Genomic DNA, 21509 nt, shown 5'->3' with positions numbered 1-21509 from the left:
GACGGAATGCAGCCGATGGTCGCGCAGCACGGTCGCCATGTCGGCGACCGCCGCGCTCATCATCGGCCGCGCGCGCAGCCACGGCGGCTTCGGCAACGCCGCGCCGGCCGCGGGCTCGACGCGCACCGGAATGCGCGCGAGCTTGTCGCGGCTTCGCGCGCCCGGCTGGCCGAGCGCCGTGAGGCTGGGTCGTTCGAGCGCGGCGGCCATCGTCAGCCTCCGAGAAACGCGACGATCAGGCGGTTCACGTCGGCGGCCGCCTCCATCTGCACCATGTGCCCGCTGCCGGCGATCACCTCGGCACGCACGCCGTCCGGCAGGCCCTGCGCATGCTGCGCGGGGATCACCTGGTCGCGCTCGCCCCAGATCACGAGCGTGCGCGGCGCAAGCGCCGCGAGCCGGTCGCGGAACACGCGCCGCTGTGCGGCGCCATCGAACGCGGCCTGCGCGATCTTCTCGAGCGCGGCCTGCACGCCTTCGAGCCGCTTGTACTTGACCAGATCCTCGACGAGTTGCCGCGTGACCAGCGCGTTGTCCGCGAACAGTGCGCCGAGGTGCGGCTTCAGCGTGTTGCGGCTGTTGCCGGCGACGAAGCCGTCGATGTAAGCGCGGTTGATGTCGGTGCCGAGCCCCGCGCTCGCGATCAGCGTCAGCGACGCGACGCGTTGCGGTGCGCGCTCGGCCGCCGCCATCGCGACCGCGCCGCCCATCGAATGGCCGACCAGGTGGGCTTGGTCGATGCCCTTCGCATCGAGCAGCGCAAGCACCGCGTCGGCCAGTTCGTCGAGGCTGCCCGTCTCGACCGCCTTGCCCGATTCCCCGTGACCGGGCAGGTCGAGCGCCCACACCGGCCGGTGCGCGGCGAGATCCGCGTGATTGAACAGCCAGTTGTTCAGGTCGCCGCCGAAGCCGTGGATCAGCACGGCGGGCGTGCCGCTGCCTTCGCCGAGCTTCAGGAAGCGCACCGTCCGGCCGCCGATCTGCGCCTTTTCGGGCTGCGGGCCCGCCGCTTCGTCGGTGGCCGCGCTCGGCACGAAATCGCGCTGGAAATCGGCGATTGCCGCATCGATGTCCGCATCGCTCGCGTCGGTGGCCGCGACGACGCCGAGCAGCGCGCCGACCGGCAGCGTCTCGCCTTCCTGCGCGACCTGCCGGCGCAACGTGCCGTCGAACGCGCATTCGACGCCCGACGAGATCTTGTCGGTCTCGACGTCGAGCACTTCGTCGCCCTTCGTCACGCGTTCGCCGATCGCCTTCAGCCAGCCGTTGACCTGCCCCTGCTCCATCGACAGCCCCCACTTGGGCATCGTGATCATGTGAATCGACATCGTGTCAGCTCCTCGTCTTCAGGACCGCCCGTGCAATCGCATCGGCGGACGGGATATACAGGTCTTCCAGCACGCTCGCGAACGGCGTCGGCGTATGCGGCGCGGTCACCAGCTCGATCGGTGCCTTCAGCGCATGGAACGCGCGTTGTGCGACGAGCGCGGCGATATCGGTCGCGATCGAGCAGCGCGGGTTCGCTTCGTCGACGACCACCACACGCCCGGTGCGCTCCGCGCTTTCGAGGATCGTTTCCTCGTCGAGCGGCGACGTCGTGCGCAGGTCGATCACGTCGACCTGGATGCCGTCCTTCGCGAGCTTCGCGGCCGCGTCCATCGCGAGGTGCACCATGCGGCCGTAGGTGACGATCGTCGCGTCGTCGCCGTCGCGCATCACGTTGGCTTCACCGAACGGAATCGCATAGGACTCCTCCGGCACATCGCCTTCGCGGGTATAGAGCAGCTTGTGTTCGAGGAAGATCACCGGATCGTTGTCGCGGATCGCCTGGATCAGCAGCCCCTTCGCGTCGTACGGCGTCGACGGGCACACGACCTTCAGCCCCGGAATGTGCGTGAACAGCGACGTGAGCATCTGCGAATGCTGCGCGGCCGCGCGCAAGCCGGCGCCGTACATCGCGCGGATCACGACCGGCGTCACGGCCTTGCCGCCGAACATGTAGCGGAACTTGGCGGCCTGGTTGAAGATCTGGTCGAAGCACACGCCCATGAAATCGATGAACATCAGCTCCGCGACGGGCCGCATCCCGCACGCGGCCGCGCCGACCGCCGCGCCGATGTAGCCGCCTTCGGACAGCGGCGTATCGAGCACGCGGCCCGGAAATTTGTGGAACAGCCCCTTCGTCACGCCGAGCACGCCGCCCCACGCGTCGTCCTCGCCCGGCGCGCCCGCGCCGCCTGCATTGTCTTCGCCCATCACGATCACGCTGTCGTCGCGCGCCATTTCCTGCGCGAGCGCCTCGTTGATCGCCTGCGAATAAGTGATCTTCCTTGCCATGTCTGTCTCCTGGAATGTTCGGTTCGCCGTGTCGGCCGTGGTGTCAGGCCGCGCTCACGGGTACGACACGTAGACGTCGGCCAGCAGGTCGGCCGCGTCGGGCAGCGGCGCAGCCTTGGCCTGCGCGACCGCATCGTCGATCAGCGCCTTCACCTGTGCATCGACCGCGCGCAGGTCGGCGGTCGTCAGCGCTTCGGCACGCACGACGCGCGTTTCGAAATGCTTCAGGCAGTCCTTCTCGTCGCGCAGCTTCTGCACCTCGCCGGGTGCGCGATAGGTTTGCGCATCGCCTTCGAAGTGGCCGAAATAGCGGGTGAGCTTCACCTCGACGAGCGTCGGGCCGCCGCCGTTGCGCGCGCGCTCGACGGCCTCGCCGAGCGCTTCGTGCACCGCGAAGAAGTCGAAGCCGTCGACGATCACGCCCGGCATCCCGAACCCGTTCGCGCGATCGGCGATGTTGTCGGTCGCGACCGACCAGCTCGACGACGTCGCTTCCGCGTAGCCGTTGTTTTCGGCGACGAAGATCGCGGGCAGCCGCCACACCGACGCGAGGTTCATCGATTCGAAGATCACGCCCTGGTTCGACGCACCGTCGCCGAAGAAGCACACGCCGACACCGCCGGTCTTCTTGTGCTTCGCCGCGAGCGCCGCGCCGCAGACGAGCGGGCCGCCCGCGCCGACGATCCCGTTGGCGCCGAGCATCCCCATCGACAGGTCGGCGATGTGCATCGAGCCGCCCTTGCCGTGGCAGACGCCCGTCTTCTTGCCGTAGATCTCGGCCATCATCCCGTGCACGTCGACGCCCTTCGCAATGCAATGGCCGTGGCCGCGGTGGGTGGTCGCGACGTAGTCGTCGAGGCCGAGGTGCAGCATCGTGCCGACCGCGGACGCCTCCTCGCCCGCGTACAGGTGAACGAAACCGGGGATCTCGCCGGTCGCGAATTCGACGTGCAGGCGTTCCTCGAATTCGCGGATCGTGCGCATCAGCCGGTAGGCGTCCAGCAGCTTGTCCCTGCTGAGCTGTGTCGAAGCTGTCATGTGTGTCTCCTGGGTAGGTCTGACTGCGAATGCCGCCTCGGCCGGGCCGCGGCGACGGATTGTCGGGCCCGCGGCCGTCAGTGGAACGTGAAGCCGCCGTCGACGTTCACGGCCTGGCCCGTCACGTTGTCCATCGTCGCGAAGAACAACGCGAGCCGGCCCATGTCTTCCGGCGTCTGCGCGCGGCCCTGCGGGATCAGCGTCAACTGGTGCCGCTGCCACGACTCCTCGACCGATTCGCCGTCGGTCTTCCATTCGTCGGACAGCCGGTCCCACATGTAGGTGCGCACGATGCCGGGGCAGATCGCGTTGACGGTCACGCCGTCGCGTGCGAGCTCCTTCGCGAGCGCGTTCGTGAAGCCGACGACCGCGAATTTCGACGCGCTGTAATGGGCGAGATTCGGAAAGCCTTCCTTGCCGGCGATCGATGCGACGTTGATGATCCGGCCGCGACCCTGCGCCTTCAGATGCGTGAGCGCCGCGCGACAGCCGAGGAACGTGCCCTTCGCGTTCACGTCCATCACGAAATCCCAGTCGCGCTCGGTCAGCTCGGCAACCGGATGAATGCTGATCACGCCCGCGCAGTTCACGAGGATGTCGAGCCGGCCGAGGTCGGCGAGCGCCTGTGCGACCATCGCGTCGACCTGTGCGGCTTGCGTGACGTCGACTTTCGCGACCGTCGCCCGGCGGCCGAGCGCGCGGATCTCGCGTGCGGTGGCATCGAGTGCGTCGTCGAGCAGATCGGCCAGCAGGATGTCGGCGCCCGCGCCGGCGAGCGTCAGTGCAATGCCTCGGCCGATACCGCGCGCGCCGCCCGTGACGATGGCGACCTGTCCTTCGAGTGAAGCTGTCATGGCGATGTCTCCTTGATGATCGTTATGGATATCGAAATGTCACTGGGTAGAGCAGCGTCTCAATAGCGCCACTCGCCCGCCTCGCGCAGCAATTGGCGTGACGACGCGTAGCGCAGCGTGCGGCCGACATCGACCGTCAGCGGCCCACGCCAGTCGAGCGAGATCTCGTAGCGATCGCCGCGCGCGACTTCGATCTCGCGCTCGCCGTCGAACGCGAGCGTGCCGCGCTCGAACGGGATCGTCTGCCACGCGCCCGGCTCGAGCCGCTCGCAACTGCGCATCACGACGCGATCGACGCGGCCCGGCGCAATCGGCGCGACGAGCGGCGTGCCGGCCGTCTTGCCTTCGGCCGCGAAGCGCATCGCGAGCCCGTGCGGCGCGCTGCGTTCGAGCGGCGCCCACGCGCCGCCGAGCGCGGACAGGCCGATCCCGTCCGGTTCCGCAAACGTCAGGTAGAGCGAATCGATGTCGTCGGATCCCGAGATCGCGCGGGCACCGATGAAGCGCTGTCGCGCGGCGCACACGTCGACGAGCGCGATCTCCTCGCGCCCCGGCTGCGCGCCCGCCACGCAGCGCACGACGAGCCGCTTGTTGCGCGTGAACGCGACTTCGGCCGGCACGGCGCCGGTCGCGGCAAGCCCTGCCGCGACACCCGCGACGGTGGCTTCGCGATGTTCTGGAAACGCGTTGTTGGTGCCGGTGGACAGCGCGACGAGCGGTGTCGCACCGCAGTGCGCGGCAACCGCACGATGGGTGCCGTCGCCGCCAAGCACGACGATCAGCGCGACTTCCATCCGGTGCAGGTACGCGGCACCGGCCTGCGTATCGGCGACGGTATCGGTGATCGGCAGGTCGACGAATTCGACCTCGGGCCAACGCTCGTGCGGCGCGACCGCACGATGCGTGTCGATCGCGCGCAGCAGCAGCGTCGCGATGCCGGTGCGGTCGCGCAGCGTCAGCACACGCTCGACGCCCATCGCGCCGAGGCCGGCCAGCAGGCGCACGATCATGTTCGCCTTCTCGGCCGTGGGAAACACGGAGGCATGCGTCGTGAGGCGGCGGATGTCGCGCCCCGATGCGGGGTTCGCGATCACACCGACGGTAACGGGCGTCGTCACGGGTTCGTCTCCATCCAGTTGGCCGGCCGCGGTGCATGGGCATGCGCCGCGGTCCTGCCTGTCTCGTCCGCTGCCATCGCCGGGCGGCGGATCGTCGTCATCGACGCGACCGCGCCGACTTGCCCGTGATCTCTGCAAGCGGCGTGCCATCGTGCATGCGATAAACGTGAAACCCTTGTGAATGCTGGAGCGGCCGGTATGCACGCGTTCCTGATTCGATGCTGGAGGGATGGAGTGCGCGGTAATTCGGCCTGTTCGTCTCACATCGCCGATGCGACCAAACGACCACCGCGACGCCGGTGCAAGCGCACCGTTCCGCCCGCAAACCCTGCGGTATCGCGGCGCCGCGCATGCCGCGTCATGCCGAACGACCGCCACCTGTCGCAGATGAGCGCGTCTCAACGACACGAGACAGCCCGCGATACCGGTGAGACGAACGTCTCACGCCCGCCGCGTGCTGCGATGCAATGTGATCCGCCGAGCGGGATGTGCTACAAGAACATCGCATTCCCCGCCGTACGGAACCGGAGCCGACCATGCCCTACGCCGTCCCCCAGGCCCAGCACGCCGACCGTGTGCTCGGCGCGCTCGCCGGACGCCTGCCCGCGCCGGCCGATTCCACGCGCCTCGTGTCGTCGTGGCAACGATCGCTGGAGCGCTACCGTCTCGACCCCGCTTCGTCGATCGGCCCGCGCGTGCTGACCGCGGCCGAGCTGCGCGAAGTGCGCGACAAGGAGGAAGCCTTCCTGCGCGCGTCGGGCCAGTGCCTGACGCGGCTGCACGACATGATTCGCGTCGCCGACTACTGCGTGATGCTGACCGACGCGCACGGCGTGACGATCGACTACCGGATCGACCGTGAGCGCCGCAACGACTTCCGCCACGCGGGGCTGCACATCGGCTCGTGCTGGTCGGAAAGCGAGGAAGGCACCTGCGGTGTCGCGAACGTGCTGACCGATCTCGCGCCGATCACCGTGCACAAGACCGATCACTTTCGCGCGGCGTTCACGACGCTCACCTGCAGCGCGGCGCCGATCTTCTCGCCGTGCGGCGAACTGATCGGCGTGCTCGACGCGTCGGCCGTTCATTCGCCAGACGGCCGCGACAGCCAGCGTCTCGTCTATCAGCTCGTGCGGCAGAGCGCGGCACTGATCGAGGACGGCTACTTCGTGCACAGCACCGCGCAGCACTGGATCCTGTTCGGGCATCCGAATCGTCACTACGTCGAAGCGCAACCGGAGTGGCTGATCGCGTTCGACGAATGCGGCAATATCGTCGCCGCGAATCGGCAGGCGCGCGACGCGCTGCCGGCACTGCGCGAACCGCGCCATATCGACGAGATCTTCGACGCAACCGAGATGCCGCTGCGCGATGCCGCGCGGCTCGATGCGATCGTCGCGCTGCGGCTGCGCGCGACCGGCGCGCCGCTCTATGCGCGGCTGCGTGCGCCGCTACGGCGCATCGGCCGCGAACCCGGCACGGCCACGCGCCGCCCGGGCACCGCGCAACGCCACGTCGGCGCGCTGACGCCATTCCTGAACAGCAGCGATTCACATATCGCGCAGCAGGCCGAACTCGCACTGCGGGTCGCGAGCAAGCGGCTGCCGATTCTCGTGCTCGGCGAAACCGGTGCGGGGAAGGAAGTGTTCGCGCGCGCGATCCACGACGCCGGGGCGCGGCGCGCGCGGCCGTTCGTCGCGGTCAACTGCGGCGCGCTACCGGAAGCGCTGATCGAGAGCGAATTGTTCGGCTATGCGGCCGGCGCGTTCACCGGCGCGCGCAAGCACGGCGCGCGCGGCAAGATCGCACTCGCCGACGGCGGCACGCTGTTCCTCGACGAAATCGGCGACATGCCGCTCGCGCTGCAGACGCGCCTGTTGCGCGTGCTCGCGGATGGCGAAGTCGTGCCGCTCGGCAGCGATACGCCCGTACGCGTCGATCTCGACGTGATCTGCGCGACGCACCGCGATCTCGCGCGGATGGTGGCCGACGGCACGTTCCGCGAGGATCTGTACTACCGGCTGAGCGGCGCGACGTTCGAACTGCCACCGCTGCGCGAGCGCGCCGACGTGCGCGACGTGATTGCCGCCGTGTTCGCCGAGGAGGCGCAGGCCACCGGCCACGTGCTGACGCTCGATGCAACGCTCGCCGAACAGCTTGCCGCGTACCCGTGGCCCGGCAACGTGCGGCAGTTGCGCAACGTGCTGCGCTATGCGTGCGCGGTGTGCGACGCCGCGCGCGTCACGCGGCATGACCTGCCGGCCGATATCGCCGCGCAACTCGGTGGCGTGGCGCCCGGCGCGCTGCCCGACGACGAACGCGGCCGTATCGTCGCGGCGCTCACCGCGCACCGCTGGCGGCCCGACCCGGCCGCGCAGGCACTCGGCATCTCGCGCGCGACGCTGTACCGGCGCATCGCGAAACACCGGATCGTCGCGCCGCACCGCGCGTGACGCGCCGCCGGCGCGGCTACCACTCATGACGCATGCGCCGCCGCTTCACGCGCGTTCGCGGTGTCACCCGACTTGCTGGCGGCTTCGGCTTCGTCGCGCCGCACGAACACCTCGTGCGCGGCGAACAGCGCGTTGAGCGCGGCCGGAAAACCTGCATAGACGGCCATCTGCATGAACACCTCGACGATCTCGTCGCGCGTGCAGCCGACGTTCAGCGCGGCCTCGATATGCACTTTGAGTTGCGGCTGCGCGTTGCCGAGCGCGGCCAGCGCCGCGATCGTCGCAATTTCGCGCGCTTTCAGGTCGAGCTGCGGCCGGCTGTAGATGTCGCCGAAACCGAATTCGACCAGGAGCCGCCCGAAGTCGGGCGCGATCGGCGCGAGCGCCGCGATCACGCGCTCGCCCACTTCGCCATCGATTTCCTTCAGTTTGTTCCAGCCGCGCGTGTAGCGGTCTTCAACGAGTCGTTCCATGGTGTCCGTCCTGTTCCGAGGGAGAGTGAGAAGGTTTCGCCCGTCGCGCCGCATCCCGCTCCTGTGCCTCGTAGTACGCGATCTTGTCGCTGATCACGTCGAGGCTCGCCTGCAGCTCCGCGATATGCGCGCGCACCGCGTCGCGATGCGTGACCAGCAGGTCGCGCCGCGCACCGAAGGTCGGCTCGCCTTGCGCGCGCAGCGTCGCGAATGCCTGCATCTGCGCGATCGGCATGCCGGTCGCCTTCAGGCGCATCACGAAGGCCAGCCAGTCAAGGTCGGCCGGTGCATAGAGCCGGTGCCCGGCCGCCGTGCGCGAAATCGCGCGCAGCAGGCCGGCCTGCTCGTAGTACCGCAGCGTATGCGTCGACAGGCCGGTCATTTCGGCGACCTGGCCGATCGTCAGCGGGCCGGCGGAGGAAGGTTGGGATACGGTTTTCGACATGGCAGGAACAAGGTTAGGAGTTAGAGTTCACTCTAAGTCAAGCCCTGTCGAACAGCCAGTGCGACGATCATCGGCGACACCGTAAACAATGGTCAAAATCGCCGCGCGGCGCGGGTTTCGGTCTTTACAGCGCCGCAAGCCTTCAGCAAGATTCGGTCAGCCTGTCTTAAAAAGGGCACGCATTTGTCCTATGCTTAACGGCGACGCCCGGCCGCGCCTCGTCCCGCCGTCCGTTGCAACAGCCATTCATCCGTCAGAACCAGGGAGCCTTTGCCATGCTGAAGAAGCTGCTGATGCTGTTCGTCGCGCTATCGCTGTCGCTCGCCGCAGGCCTCGCCGCGGCCGTCGAAGTCAACTCGGCTGACCAGGCCACGCTCGAATCCGTGAAGGGTCTCGGGCCCGTGAAGTCGAAGGCGATCATCGACGAACGCACCAAGAACGGCCCGTTCAAGGACGCGGACGATCTCGCGAACCGCGTCAAGGGCCTCGGCACGAAGTCGGTCGGGCATCTCGAAGAAAACGGTCTGACGATCGGCGGCTCGTCGACGCCGCCGAAGGGCGTGAAGCTGTCGAAGCCGGCCGCAACGACGTCGGCGACCACGTCGGCCACGACGTCGGCAGGCACCGCGTCGACGTCCACGACCGCGACGGCCGGCACGACCGCCACCGCACCGGCACCGGCGGCAAGCGCGCCGGATGTGGCCGCGAAGCCGGCCAAGGCCAAGCGCATGACGAAGAAGGAAAAAGCGGCCGCAGCAGCGGCGGCATCCGCCGATGCAGGTGCGAGCGCACCGGCCGCAGCATCGTCGACGAAAGCGACGAAGGGTTCCAAGAAGAAAAGCAAGAAGGACAAGGCAGCCTCCGCCGCCGCGGCGTCGGGCGCCTGATATGCGCCGCGCGCGCGACGGCGTGCGCGCGGCATTCGTTCAACGGGCGCCCGCTGCGTGGCGCCCTTTTCAGTAAAGGTGAAGAACCATGGGTCTCCTCGACATCGTTGGCGGTCTGATCGGCGGCCAGGCCGGCGGCAACTCGCAAAGCGCGCTGATCACGACCGCGCTCGAATTCATCAACAACCAGCCGGGCGGCCTGAACGGCCTGATCGAGAAGTTCAAGGCTGGCGGCGCCGGCGACATCATCGGCTCGTGGGTCGGCAACGGCCAGAACCAGCCGATCTCGCCGGACGCGCTGCAGAACGTGCTCGGCTCGGACGCGATCGGTGCGCTCGCGAGCAAGTTCGGTGTCGATCCGTCGATGGCCTCGACCGTGCTCGCGCAGGTGCTGCCGCACGTCGTCAACCACGCGACGCCGGACGGCGCGGTGCCGGCCGACGGCCAGGCGCAGGTCGACCCGTCGAACGTGCTCGGCTCGCTGTCGCAGATCGCCGGCATGTTCGGCGGCAACAAGCAGGGCTGACGCGCCGCGTCGTTGCGACGCTCCATAAGCAAACACCCCGCCGAGGCGGGGTGTTTGTTTTTGCGCGCCCGGCGCGAACCGGGCGGCGGCCAATGGCCTGCGATCAGTGAACGACGCGGTCGAACACGAACTTGCCGTCGTGGACGTCGACCGGAATCACGTCCTTCGGACCGAAGCGGCCCGCGAGGATGAGCTTCGCGACCGGGTTCTCGATCTCCTGCTGGATCGCGCGCTTCAGCGGACGCGCACCGAACAGCGGATCGTAGCCGACCTTGCCGATCTGCTCGAGCGCCGCTTCCGACACGTCGAGCGCCATGTCGAGCTTCGCGAGCCGTTCGTGCAGGCGTGCGAGCTGGATCTTCGCGATCGATTCGATGTTGCTGCGGTCGAGCGCATGGAACACGACGACGTCGTCGATCCGGTTCAGGAACTCGGGGCGGAAATGCTGCTTCACCTCGAGCCACACCGCGTCCTTGATCTCTTCCTGCGGCGCACCCGTCATCGCCTGGATCACCTGCGAGCCGAGGTTCGAGGTCATCACGATCACCGTGTTCTTGAAGTCGACCGTGCGCCCCTGCCCGTCCGTCATACGGCCGTCGTCGAGCACCTGCAGCAGCACGTTGAACACGTCCGGATGCGCCTTCTCGATCTCGTCGAGCAGGATCACGCTGTACGGCTTGCGGCGCACGGCTTCCGTCAGGTAGCCGCCTTCCTCGTAGCCGACATAGCCCGGCGGCGCGCCGATCAGCCGCGCGACGCTGTGCTTCTCCATGAACTCGCTCATGTCGATGCGGATCAGGTGCTCTTCCGAATCGAACAGGAACGACGCCAGCGCCTTGCACAGCTCGGTCTTGCCGACCCCCGTCGGGCCGAGGAACAGGAACGAGCCGTACGGACGGTTCGGATCGGCGAGACCCGCACGCGAACGGCGGATCGCATCGGCCACCGCACTGATCGCCTCGTGCTGGCCGACCACGCGCTCATGCAGCTTTTCCTCGATGTGCAGCAGCTTCTCGCGCTCGCCCTGCATCATCCGCGACACCGGGATCCCGGTCGAACGCGACACGACTTCCGCGATTTCCTCAGCACCGACCTGCGTGCGCAGCAGACGCGGACGCGTCGGGTTGTGCTGCTCCTGCTCTTCGGCCTGCGTAACCTGCTTCAGTTGCGCCTCGAGCTGCGGCAGCTTGCCGTACTGCAACTCGGCAACCTTCTCCAGCTTGCCGTCACGCTGCAGCCGCGCGATGTCTGCACGCACCTTCTCGATTTCTTCCTTGAGCTGCGCGCTGCCCTGCACCGCGGCCTTCTCGGCGGTCCAGATCTCCTCGAGGTCCGCATATTCGCGGCCGAGGCGGTCGATCTCTTCCTCGATCAGCTGCAAGCGCTTCTGCGACGCTTCGTCCTGCTCCTTCTTCACGGCTTCGCGCTCGATCTTCAGCTGGATCAGACGACGGTCGAGCTTGTCCATCTCTTCGGGCTTCGAATCGATTTCCATCTTGATCTTCGAAGCGGCTTCGTCGATCAGGTCGATGGCCTTGTCGGGCAGGAAGCGATCCGTGATGTAGCGGTGCGACAGTTCGGCCGCGGCGACGATCGCCGGGTCGGTGATGTCGACGCCGTGGTGCAGTTCATACTTCTCCTGCAGCCCGCGCAGGATCGCAATCGTCGCCTCGACGCTCGGCTCGTCGACGAGCACCTTCTGGAAGCGGCGTTCGAGCGCAGCATCCTTCTCGATGTACTTGCGGTATTCGTCGAGCGTGGTCGCGCCGATGCAGTGCAGCTCGCCGCGCGACAGCGCCGGCTTCAGCATGTTGCCCGCATCCATCGCGCCTTCGGCCTTGCCCGCGCCGACCATCGTGTGGATTTCGTCGATGAAGACGATCGTCTGGCCTTCGTCCTTCGCGATGTCGTTGAGCACCGCCTTCAGGCGCTCCTCGAATTCACCGCGATACTTCGCGCCCGCGAGCAGCGCGGCCATGTCGAGCGACAGCACGCGCTTGCCCTTCAGCGTCTCGGGCACTTCGCCGTTGACGATCCGCTGCGCGAGCCCTTCGACGATCGCCGTCTTGCCGACGCCCGGCTCGCCGATCAGCACCGGGTTGTTCTTGGTGCGGCGCTGCAGGATCTGGATCGACCGGCGGATTTCGTCGTCGCGGCCGATCACCGGATCGAGCTTGCCCGCACGGGCGCGCTCGGTCAGGTCGACCGTGTATTTCTTCAGTGCCTCGCGCTGGCTTTCCGCGTCCTGGCTGTGCACCTGCGAGCCGCCGCGCACGGCGGCGATCGCGGCTTCCAGCGCCTTGCGCGTGAGGCCGTGCTGGCGCGCGAGCTTGCCGGCGTCGCCCTTGTCGTCGGACACGGCGAGCAGGAACATCTCGCTCGCGATGAACGTGTCGTTGAGCTTCTGCGCTTCCTTGTCGGCCTGGTTCAGCAGCCCGGCCAGTTCACGGCCGATCTGGATGTCGCCGCCCGTGCCCGTCACTTGCGGCAGGCGCGAGATGGCCTCGTTCAGCGCGCCTTGCAGCGCCTGAATGTGAACGCCCGCGCGCGACATCAGCGAGCGGGCGGAGCCGTCCTGCTGCGCGACCAGCGCCGCGAGAACGTGAACGGGTTCGATGTATTGATTGTCGCGGCCTGCCGCGAGGCTTTGCGCGTCCGCGAGTGCTTCCTGGAACTTGGTGGTGAGCTTGTCGATTCTCATTTAGTCGAGACCTCCAATTTTCGATTAACACCAAGATGAGGATGGTTATGCGGCTTTCAAGCGAAATTCGGGTTGATTCAGCGCAAAAATCGATGGATGTCCCTGAAGCGGCCCGGGGACGGGCCACGGCCGGATCGCAACGCGCGGCGCGTGCTTGTCAGCCCGCCGTCGACGGCGGCTCGATGGATGCGGCCGCTTCTTCCGTCACGACACGCACGCGCACGGCCGGACGGATGCCGAGCAATGCGACGAGCGGCTCAGCGTGTTCGACCAGCTCGCCGAGCGTGTGACGGTCGAGTTCGGCGAAGAACGCATCGCGCGCGGCCGCCAGCACACCCTTCAGGCGGCACTGCGGCTCGATCACGCAGCCGCGCGACTCGCCCTCGGCCGCGAAGCAGCCGACCAGCGCGAAATCGTTCTCGGTCTCGCGCACGACCTGGCCGACGGTCAGTTGCAGCGATTCGGGGAACAGTCGCAGCCCGCCGTTGCGGCCGCGAACGGTGTCGACCCATCCGAGCTCGCCGAGCTGCTGCACGACTTTCATCAGATGGTTCTTCGAGATGCCGTAGGCATCCGAGATCTCCTGGATCGTCGCGAGTCCATCGCCGCGCACGGCAAGGTACAGCATCACGCGAAGCGAATAGTCGGTGTAGTCGGTGAGTCTCATGGGCGAATACGGAAAAGATCGATCATGCCCCGATTACGTGAGCCGGGCCGATCGGGATGCGCACGGGGCCGACTAGTGGCCCTGTTCCGCGGCCCCGGGTTGCCGGAATGGCGCGCGCGCAATAAGATTCATGACATCTACACGTTTTTCAGGGGGTGTTGGACGCTATTTTGCGTCAAAATCCGGCCGGCGTCCTCCACGATGCCCGCGCCGCCACCCCGTCGTTGCCCCTCTCTCCCGGCCCTTTTGCCATGACCGTCCTGCCCGCCTCGCCCGATACCGCACCGGCCCGCCCTCGCGACACCGAGCCGACCGAAGAGAACATTCGCGATCTCGTCTACGCGTTCTACGACCGCGTACGCGCCGATCCGCTGCTCGGGCCCGTGTTCGACGCGAAGCTGGCCGGCCGCTGGGACGACCACCTGCCGAAGATGGTCACGTTCTGGTCGAGCCTCGTGCTCGGCACCAAGGGCTATCGCGGCAACGTGCAGCAGGCGCACCAGCCGCTCGACGGGATCGAGCCGACCCATTTCAGCCGCTGGCTGTCGCTGTTCCTGAAGACCGTCGAGGCGCGCTACGCGCCGCCCGCGGCGATCCGCTTCATGGAACCCGCGCTGCGGATCGCGCAGAGCCTGCAGTTGAGCCGGTTCGGCTGGGACTACCAGATTCCGCCCGAGCAGCAGGCGCTGCTCGACGCGATCGCGCCGCGCCGTCGCGACGCGGGCGACGATCCGCACGCGTTGCCGTCGCGTGCCCGCGGCGAGCCGTTTCCGACGAAGATCATCGGGCGCAGCACCGACCCGGACGCGTAACGGGTAGCCGCCACGCGCGACCCTTGCGCGCATGCGGCATCTCGCCGCACGACGCAGGCGCCACGCTCAGCGCCGCGTGTTGCCCGATTCGATGCCCCAGCGCGCGAGCGCGGCATCGTCGGTGCTGCGCGCATCGACCCAGCGCTCGCCATCCGGCGTGGTTTCCTTCTTCCAGAACGGCGCTTCGGTCTTCAGGTAGTCCATCACGAACTCGCACGACGCGAACGCATCGCCGCGGTGCGACGCAACCGTCGCAACCATCACGATCTGGTCGAGCGGCAAAAGCCTGCCGACCCGATGCACGATCGCGACGTCGATGCCCGGCCAGCGCCGGCCGGCCTCGGCGGCGATCTTCTCGAGCGCCTTCTCGGTCATTCCCGGATAGTGCTCGAGCTCCATCGCGGCCACCGAATCGCCTTCGTTCAGGTCGCGCACCGTGCCGACGAAGCACGCGACCGCGCCGATCTTCGGGTTGCGCGCGCGCAATGCCGCGACTTCGGCGTTCAGGTCGAAGTCGTCGGTCTGGATTCGTACCGTTGCCATCGCCGGTGCCTCAACCGCCCGTCACCGGCGGAAAGAACGCGACTTCGCAGCCCTCGGTGAGCCGCGTGTCGGGATCGGTCATCTCGTGATTGCACGCCATGCGCAGGGCGCGCCCTTCCGCCAGCGTCTCGGCCCACGCACCGCCGCGCACGCGCAGCCATGCGCGCACGTCACCCACGGTCGTGACGCTGTCCGGCACGTCGGCCTGTTCGTCGGCAACACCCAGTGCTTCGCGCACGCTTGCAAAAAATTTCAGCTGAATCTTCATGGTTCGGGAAGCTGCCGGGTTACGACAGCAGTTCGGAAAACGGAATGAAACGCACGGTCTCGCCGGCGCTGATCGCGTGCTGCGGCGGATTGTCGATCAGGCCATCGCCCCACACCGTCGACGTCAGCACCGCCGAGCTCTGGTTCGGAAACAGGTCGAGGCCGCCCGCCGCGTTCACGCGCGCACGCAGGAATTCGTTGCGCCGGTCGCCCTTGCTCTGCGAGAAGTCGGCGCGCAGCGACAGCGCGCGCGGCGCAACGTCGCGCACGCCGGACAGGCGCAGCAGAAACGGCCGCACGAACAGCAGGAACGTGACGAAGCTCGACACCGGGTTGCCGGGCAACCCGATGAAATGCGCATCGGGGCGTTCATCGCCGCGGCGCACCGCGCCATATGCAAGCGGCTTGCCGGGCTTCATCGCGATCTGCCACAGCGCGAGCCGCCCTTCGGCCTCGACGGCCGGCTTCACGTGATCCTCATCGCCGACCGACACGCCGCCGCTCGTCAGGATCACGTCGTGATCACGTGCGGCCTCGCGCAGCGTGTCGCGCGTCGCGGCGAGCGAATCGGGCACGATCCCGTAGTCGGTCACGTGGCAGCCGAGCCGCTCCAGCAGCCCGCGCAGCGTGAAGCGGTTCGAGTTGTAGATCGCGCCGGGCTTCAGCGGCTCGCCCGGCATCGTCAGCTCGTCGCCGGTGAAGAACACCGCGACGCGAATCCGCCGCGCGACCGGCAACTGCGCACAGCCGACCGATGCGGCCAGGCCGAGCGCCTGCGGCGTGAGCCGCGTACCGGCCGGCAGGATCACCGAGCCCTGCCGGATATCCGCGCCCTGCGCGGTGATCCATTCGCCGGCCTTCGGCGTATGCAGGATCTCGACCGCATCGCCGTCGGCCGACGCCTGCTCCTGCATCACGACGGCGTCGGCGCCGGGCGGCACCGTCGCGCCGGTGAAGATCCGTGCGGCCGTACCGGCTGCGAGCGGCGCGGCCGGATGCCCGGCCGGAATACGCTGCGACACCGGCAAGCGCCGCTCGCCATGCAGCAGGTCGGCGACGCGCACTGCATAGCCGTCCATCGCACTCGTATGCATCGGCGGCACGTCGAGCGGCGAGCTCACATCGGCCGCCAGCACGCGGCCGAGCGCGTCGAGCGTGGCGACGGTTTCGGTGCCGGGCAACGGCTTCACGGCCTCGAGCAGCGCGGCGAGCGCCTCGGCGGTCGACAGCATCGGCGCGCGCGGCGCCGCGGGATTCGGGTTCGACATCGATGGAATCGGGGATCGTGGGAGGCAATACGTCATTGTAGCGACGCCGTCGCGCGGGCGCGCGATATGGCGGACATGCGGAAACTGTGATTCGCGCGAACGCGCGGGTCTGGCACTTGTTTCGCGCGCGGTACGGCGGCAATCGTGCGGCAGTGACCAAACGAAACGGCCGGAACCCCGATCCGTTCGACGAATCGGCATTCCGGCCGTCCTGCGCAGCCGGGCCCGCGGCCCGGCCGTGCGTCATGCGCCCGTATGGGCAGCGATGAAGTCCTTCACCTGCTGCGCGTCGGCCTTCACGACCTCGAAGCGCTGCGGCAGCGCCTCGAGCCCGTCGAATGCAGCCGGACGCTCGGCTTCGCGATCGAGCGCTTCGCGGATCGTCTCGCCGAACTTGATCGGTTGCGCCGTCTCGAGCACGACCATCGGCACGCCTGCGTCGAGATGCTCGCGCGCGACCTTCACGCCGTCGGCCGTGTGCGTATCGATCATCGTGTCGTAGCGCGAGAACACGTCACGGATCGTCGCGATGCGGTCGGTGTGGCTGCTGCGGCCCGACACGAAGCCGAACTCGGCGACGCGCGCGAAATCGCCGCTCGCCGCGAGATCGAAGCCGCCCTTCTCCTCGACGTCGCGGAACAGCTGCATCACGCGCGCCGGATCGCGGCCGAGCAGGTCGAACACGAAGCGCTCGAAGTTCGATGCCTTCGAGATATCCATGCTCGGGCTGCTCGTGTGATAGGTGTTCTCGGCGCTGCGCACGCGGTATGCGCCGGTGCGGAAGAACTCGTCGAGCACGTCGTTTTCGTTGGTCGCAACCACCAGTTTCGCGATCGGCAGCCCCATCATCCGCGCGATGTGGCCCGCGCAGACGTTGCCGAAGTTGCCCGACGGCACCGTGAACGACACGCGCTCGTCATTGGATTGGGTCGCTGCGAAGTAACCCTTGAAGTAGTACACGACCTGCGCGACGACGCGCGCCCAGTTGATCGAGTTGACCGTGCCGATCTTCTGCTGCGCCTTGAACGCGTGATCGTTCGACACGGCCTTGACGATGTCCTGGCAATCGTCGAACACGCCTTCGACCGCGAGGTTGAAGATGTTCGGATCCTGCAGGCTGAACATCTGCGCCGTCTGGAACGCGCTCATCTTCTTGTGCGGCGACAGCATGAACACGCGCACGCCGGCCTTGCCGCGCATCGCGTATTCGGCCGCGCTGCCGGTGTCGCCGGACGTCGCGCCGAGAATGTTCAGCGTTTGCCCGTGCTTCGCGAGCGTGTACTCGAACAGGTTGCCGAGCAGCTGCATCGCCATGTCCTTGAACGCGAGCGTCGGGCCGTTCGACAGTTCGAGCAGCGAGATCGGCGCGCCGTTTTCGGTACCGAGCGTCTTCAGCGGCGTGATGTCGGCTGCGTTCTCGCCGTGGCGCGTGTTGCTGTACACGTCGGCCGTGTACGTGCGGCGCGTGATCGCGCGCAGGTCGTCGGCCGGCACGTCGTCGCAGAACTTCGACAGGATCTCGAACGCGAGATCCGCGTACGACAGCGTGCGCCAGCGTGCGAGCTCGTCGGCGGACACCTGCGGATACTCGGTCGGCAGGTAGAGCCCGCCGTCCTTCGCGAGACCGCCGAGCAGGATGTCGGAGAACGTGTGGCGCTCGCCGATGCCGGCGCCGCGCGTGGAGATGTAGTTCATGTCGTCCTCAGCTCAGTTCAGCGCTTCCATGCGCAGCTTCGTCACCTTCGATACCACCGTCTCGAGGCTCTCGATTTGCGCGATCGCCGCATTCACGTTCTTCTCGAGCGTGACGTGCGTGATCAGGATGATGTCGGTTTCGCCGTTCGCGTCGTCGACCTGCTCCGATTCCTTCTGCAGCAGCGCGTCGATCGAGATGCCCGACGCAGCAAGGATGCGCGTGATGTCGGCCAGCACGCCCGTCTGGTCGGCGACGCGCAGGCGCAGGTAATAGCCGCTCGTCACTTCCTCGATCGGCAGGATCGGCGTGTTCGACAGGCTGTCGGGCTGGAACGCGAGATGCGGCACGCGGTGCTCGGGGTCCGCCGTGTGCAGGCGCGTGACGTCGACGAGATCCGCGACCACGGCCGAAGCGGTCGGCTCCGCGCCCGCGCCCTTGCCGTAGTACAGCGTCGTGCCGACCGCGTCGCCGTGCACGACGACCGCGTTCATTGCACCCTCGACGTTCGCGAGCAGGCGCTTCTCCGGGATCAGCGTCGGGTGCACACGCAGCTCGATGCCGTTTTCGGCACGGCGCGTGATGCCGAGCAGCTTGATCCGGTAGCCGAGCTCTTCCGCGTAGCGGATGTCGGTCGCGTCGAGCTTGCTGATGCCCTCGACGTACGCGCGGTCGAACTGCACCGGCACGCCGAACGCGATCGCGCTCATGATCGTCGCCTTGTGCGCGGCGTCGACGCCTTCGATGTCGAAGGTCGGATCGGCTTCCGCGTAGCCGAGCTCCTGCGCGGCCTTCAGCGCGGTCGCGAAGTCGAGCCCGCGGTCGCGCATTTCCGACAGGATGTAGTTGGTCGTGCCGTTGATGATGCCCGCGATGTACTGGATGCGGTTCGCGGTCAGGCCTTCGCGCAGCGCCTTGATGATCGGGATGCCGCCGGCGACGGCCGCTTCGAACGCGACCATCACGCCCTTCGCGCGCGCGGCCTCGAAGATCTCGGTGCCGTGCACCGCGAGCAGCGCCTTGTTGGCCGTCACGACGTGCTTGCCGTTCGCGATCGCGCGCAGCACGAGCTCGCGCGCGATGCCCGTGCCGCCGATCATCTCGGCGACGATTGCGATCGACGGATCATCGACGACTGCGTTGAAATCGTCGGTGATCTGCGCGGCGCCGGCATCGCCGCCGAGCGCAGCCAGCGCCTTGGCCGGGTTGCGCACCGCAATGCGCGTCACCTCGATGCCGCGCCCCGCGCGTCGCTTGATTTCTTCCTGGTTGCGGCCCAGCACCGTGAAGGTGCCGCTGCCTACCGTGCCGAAGCCCAACAGGCCAACTTTGATCGGTTCCATGCTGCGTGTGATCGATGAGTAAAAAGAATAGGTTTCGTCCGGGCTGCCGCTTACGCCGTATGGCGCTTGCGATAGCCGTCGAGGAAGCGTGCGATCCGGTTGATCGAATCGGTCAGATCGTCGAGGTTCGGCAGGAAGACCACGCGGAAGTGGTCCGGCGTCGTCCAGTTGAAGCCCGTGCCCTGCACGAGCAATACGCGCTCCTCGAGCAGCAGGTCGAGAATGAACTGCTGGTCGTTCTGGATCGGATAAAGCTTCGGGTCGAGGCGCGGGAACATGTACAGCGCGGCCTGCGGCTTCACGCAGGTCACGCCCGGGATCGACGTGAGCATGTCATACGCGAGTTCGCGCTGCTTGTACAGGCGCCCGCTCGGCACGATCAGCTCGTTGATGCTCTGGTAGCCGCCGAGCGCCGTCTGGATCGCGAACTGCCCGGGCACGTTCGCGCACAGGCGCATCGACGACAGGATGCCGAGCCCCTCGAGATAATCCTTCGCGTGCCGGCGGTTGTCGCCGCCGAGGCCCGACACGGCCATCCAGCCCGCGCGGTAGCCGCACGAGCGATAGCTCTTCGACAGGCTGTTGAACGTGACGGTGATCACGTCCTCCGACAGCGAGCCCAGCGCCGTGTGCTCGAGGCCGTCGTAGACGATCTTGTCGTACACCTCGTCGGCGAACACGATCAGCCCGTGCTGGCGCGCGATCGCGAGCAGTTCGAGCAGCAATTCGTCTGAATAAAGCGCGCCCGTCGGGTTGTTCGGGTTGATCACGACGATCGCCTTCGTGTTCGGCGTGATCTTGCGGCGGATGTCGTCGAGATCGGGCATCCATGCGTTCTGCTCGTCGCAGATGTAATGCACCGGCGTGCCGCCCGACAGGCTGACCGCCGCCGTCCACAGCGGGTAGTCGGGCGCGGGCAGCAGCACTTCGTCGCCGTCGTTCAGGAGCGCCTGGGTCGCCATCACGATCAGTTCGGACGCGCCGTTGCCGATGTAGATGTCGTCGAGGCCGACGCCCACGACGCCCTTTTCCTGCGTGTAGTGCATCACGGCCTTGCGCGCCGAGAACACGCCCTTCGAATCCGAATAGCCGGACGACGTCGGCAAATTGCGGATCATGTCCTGGATGATCTCGTCCGGCGCGTCGAAACCGAACGGCGCGAGGTTGCCGATGTTCAGCTTGATGATGCGGTGGCCTTCTTCCTCGAGGCGCTTCGCGTGCTCGAGCACCGGGCCACGGATGTCGTAGCAGACGTTGAGCAGCTTGTTCGACTTCTGAATCGGTTTCACGACGACACGGTTCCTGGGTTGGCCTTGCGGCCGGGGGGACGGGATCAAAACTGGAAAGCGGCCGGTCTGTGCGCGCTGTCTAGACTGGGAAAAAGCGGGCGGTCGGGCGCGGCTTGTGGCGACGCGCGACGCAAGTGGCGCCCGGGGGCGACCAAAAAGTTATAATTTAGCGGATTTTGGCTGACTTTCGCAATGCACCATAGCCGCGCCGGGGCCGCGCCGTCAGGCGCCCCGCGTGCTCAGGCAAGCGAAACCGGCCATCCGGGCCCGTGTGGCCCTGCACCACATTCCCCTACGGAACCGCGGAATACCGATTTGAAACTGCACCAGGACGCGAGCGGCGCGCTCAACACCGTCACCGGCTACGGCCCCGATTATGTCGACGTCAATCTCGAACGCCATGAAACGAGCGTCATCGTACTGCCCGGCGCGCCGGTCCAGGTATGGCCCGTGTCGTCGTTCGACGCGCTCGCGCCCGAGCATTTCGCGATGCTGCTCGACCCGACGCCCGAACTCGTGATCTTCGGCAGCGGCGCGCGGCTGCGCTTCCCGCACCCGCGGCTCGTCGCAGCGCTCACCGCGAAGCGGATCGGCGTCGAGACGATGGATTTCCAGGCCGCCTGCCGCACCTACAACATCCTGATGGCCGAAGGCCGCAAAGTCGCCGCCGCGCTCTTAATTGAACGTTAATCCCCGATGCGGTAAAACTCGGGCCGGCGCAGCGGGTCGATCCCCCGGATCGGCCCGGCCAGGCCGCCCGCCCCCGGCGCAACCCGCCGGCGGCCCGTCACAATA

20 protein-coding genes and 1 pseudogene are annotated in these 21509 nt (G+C 67.4%); 5 read left to right on the top strand and 16 right to left on the bottom strand.

Annotated elements, in window-relative coordinates:
- From G3N61_RS23465 to G3N61_RS23440, 6 genes and pseudogenes are all read right to left on the bottom strand, one after another.
- Positions 1–210: pseudogene (locus G3N61_RS23465) on the bottom strand (lipoyl synthase); the annotation flags it as partial.
- 2 nt (positions 211–212) lie between these two features.
- On the bottom strand, positions 213–1328 hold the full coding sequence (locus tag G3N61_RS23460; protein ID WP_205823707.1) for an acetoin dehydrogenase dihydrolipoyllysine-residue acetyltransferase subunit: 1116 nt from the start codon (positions 1326–1328) through the stop codon (positions 213–215).
- Between the two features lie 4 nt (positions 1329–1332).
- Complete coding sequence (locus tag G3N61_RS23455; RefSeq protein ID WP_205823706.1) at positions 1333–2337, bottom strand: alpha-ketoacid dehydrogenase subunit beta; 1005 nt, start codon at positions 2335–2337, stop codon at positions 1333–1335.
- A gap of 54 nt (positions 2338–2391) precedes the next feature.
- A complete protein-coding gene (locus G3N61_RS23450) occupies positions 2392–3375 on the bottom strand; it encodes a thiamine pyrophosphate-dependent dehydrogenase E1 component subunit alpha (protein ID WP_043188228.1) in 984 nt (327 codons plus the stop codon).
- Between the two features lie 77 nt (positions 3376–3452).
- Complete coding sequence (locus G3N61_RS23445; protein ID WP_043188226.1) at positions 3453–4229, bottom strand: SDR family NAD(P)-dependent oxidoreductase; 777 nt, start codon at positions 4227–4229, stop codon at positions 3453–3455.
- A gap of 59 nt (positions 4230–4288) precedes the next feature.
- Positions 4289–5347, bottom strand: a complete 1059-nt coding sequence (locus G3N61_RS23440) for an NAD(+)/NADH kinase (protein ID WP_175025746.1) — start codon at positions 5345–5347, stop codon at positions 4289–4291.
- Between the two features lie 536 nt (positions 5348–5883).
- Between G3N61_RS23440 and G3N61_RS23435 the strand changes: the two genes are divergently transcribed.
- On the top strand, positions 5884–7800 hold the full coding sequence (locus tag G3N61_RS23435) for a sigma-54-dependent Fis family transcriptional regulator (RefSeq protein WP_205823705.1): 1917 nt from the start codon (positions 5884–5886) through the stop codon (positions 7798–7800).
- Between the two features lie 23 nt (positions 7801–7823).
- On the opposite strand, the gene G3N61_RS23430 is transcribed toward G3N61_RS23435, so the two are convergent.
- On the bottom strand, positions 7824–8273 hold the full coding sequence (locus G3N61_RS23430; protein WP_043188219.1) for a carboxymuconolactone decarboxylase family protein: 450 nt from the start codon (positions 8271–8273) through the stop codon (positions 7824–7826).
- On the bottom strand, positions 8257–8718 hold the full coding sequence (locus G3N61_RS23425) for a MerR family transcriptional regulator (protein WP_205823704.1): 462 nt from the start codon (positions 8716–8718) through the stop codon (positions 8257–8259). The genes G3N61_RS23430 and G3N61_RS23425 overlap by 17 nt, the downstream gene beginning before the upstream one ends.
- Positions 8719–8993: 275 nt before the next feature.
- Between G3N61_RS23425 and G3N61_RS23420 the strand changes: the two genes are divergently transcribed.
- Positions 8994–9605, top strand: a complete 612-nt coding sequence (locus G3N61_RS23420; RefSeq protein WP_043188216.1) for a helix-hairpin-helix domain-containing protein — start codon at positions 8994–8996, stop codon at positions 9603–9605.
- An 88-nt stretch (positions 9606–9693) separates the two neighbouring features.
- Positions 9694–10131, top strand: coding sequence for a YidB family protein (locus tag G3N61_RS23415; RefSeq protein ID WP_043188214.1), 438 nt, complete (start codon positions 9694–9696; stop codon positions 10129–10131).
- A 103-nt stretch (positions 10132–10234) separates the two neighbouring features.
- Here the strand turns inward: G3N61_RS23415 and clpB are convergent, their stop codons facing one another.
- The gene (clpB, locus tag G3N61_RS23410; RefSeq protein WP_043188212.1) at positions 10235–12832 is read right to left on the bottom strand and encodes an ATP-dependent chaperone ClpB; all 2598 of its coding nucleotides are present in this window, start codon (positions 12830–12832) and stop codon (positions 10235–10237) included.
- Between the two features lie 157 nt (positions 12833–12989).
- Complete coding sequence (locus G3N61_RS23405; RefSeq protein WP_043188210.1) at positions 12990–13499, bottom strand: Rrf2 family transcriptional regulator; 510 nt, start codon at positions 13497–13499, stop codon at positions 12990–12992.
- 251 nt (positions 13500–13750) lie between these two features.
- Between G3N61_RS23405 and G3N61_RS23400 the strand changes: the two genes are divergently transcribed.
- Positions 13751–14311 carry a group III truncated hemoglobin gene (locus G3N61_RS23400; RefSeq protein ID WP_205823703.1) on the top strand — a complete coding sequence of 187 codons (561 nt, stop codon included), beginning with the start codon at positions 13751–13753 and terminating at the stop codon, positions 14309–14311.
- 66 nt (positions 14312–14377) lie between these two features.
- On the opposite strand, the gene G3N61_RS23395 is transcribed toward G3N61_RS23400, so the two are convergent.
- From G3N61_RS23395 to G3N61_RS23370, 6 genes are all read right to left on the bottom strand, one after another.
- The gene (locus G3N61_RS23395; protein WP_043188206.1) at positions 14378–14854 is read right to left on the bottom strand and encodes a molybdenum cofactor biosynthesis protein MoaE; all 477 of its coding nucleotides are present in this window, start codon (positions 14852–14854) and stop codon (positions 14378–14380) included.
- Between the two features lie 10 nt (positions 14855–14864).
- A complete protein-coding gene (moaD, locus tag G3N61_RS23390; protein ID WP_011352296.1) occupies positions 14865–15122 on the bottom strand; it encodes a molybdopterin converting factor subunit 1 in 258 nt (85 codons plus the stop codon).
- Positions 15123–15141: 19 nt separating this feature from the next.
- Positions 15142–16389 carry a gephyrin-like molybdotransferase Glp gene (gene glp, locus G3N61_RS23385; protein ID WP_205823702.1) on the bottom strand — a complete coding sequence of 416 codons (1248 nt, stop codon included), beginning with the start codon at positions 16387–16389 and terminating at the stop codon, positions 15142–15144.
- A 243-nt stretch (positions 16390–16632) separates the two neighbouring features.
- Positions 16633–18084 carry a threonine synthase gene (thrC, locus tag G3N61_RS23380; RefSeq protein WP_205823701.1) on the bottom strand — a complete coding sequence of 484 codons (1452 nt, stop codon included), beginning with the start codon at positions 18082–18084 and terminating at the stop codon, positions 16633–16635.
- A 12-nt stretch (positions 18085–18096) separates the two neighbouring features.
- Entirely contained in the window at positions 18097–19425 is a 1329-nt protein-coding gene (locus tag G3N61_RS23375; protein WP_043188196.1) for a homoserine dehydrogenase, read from the bottom strand.
- A 50-nt stretch (positions 19426–19475) separates the two neighbouring features.
- Positions 19476–20714, bottom strand: a complete 1239-nt coding sequence (locus G3N61_RS23370) for a pyridoxal phosphate-dependent aminotransferase (RefSeq protein WP_043188194.1) — start codon at positions 20712–20714, stop codon at positions 19476–19478.
- Positions 20715–21029: 315 nt separating this feature from the next.
- Here G3N61_RS23370 and G3N61_RS23365 point away from each other — a divergent pair, with 315 nt between their 5' ends.
- Positions 21030–21404, top strand: coding sequence for an Mth938-like domain-containing protein (locus tag G3N61_RS23365; RefSeq protein WP_043188192.1), 375 nt, complete (start codon positions 21030–21032; stop codon positions 21402–21404).
- Positions 21405–21509 lie beyond the last annotated feature (105 nt).

Source organism: Burkholderia sp. Ac-20349 (assembly GCF_017104865.1).
GTDB lineage: Bacteria > Pseudomonadota > Gammaproteobacteria > Burkholderiales > Burkholderiaceae > Burkholderia > Burkholderia aenigmatica.
The sequence above is the reverse complement of the archived record's forward strand: the minus strand, read 5'-3'. Positions and strand labels throughout refer to the sequence as shown.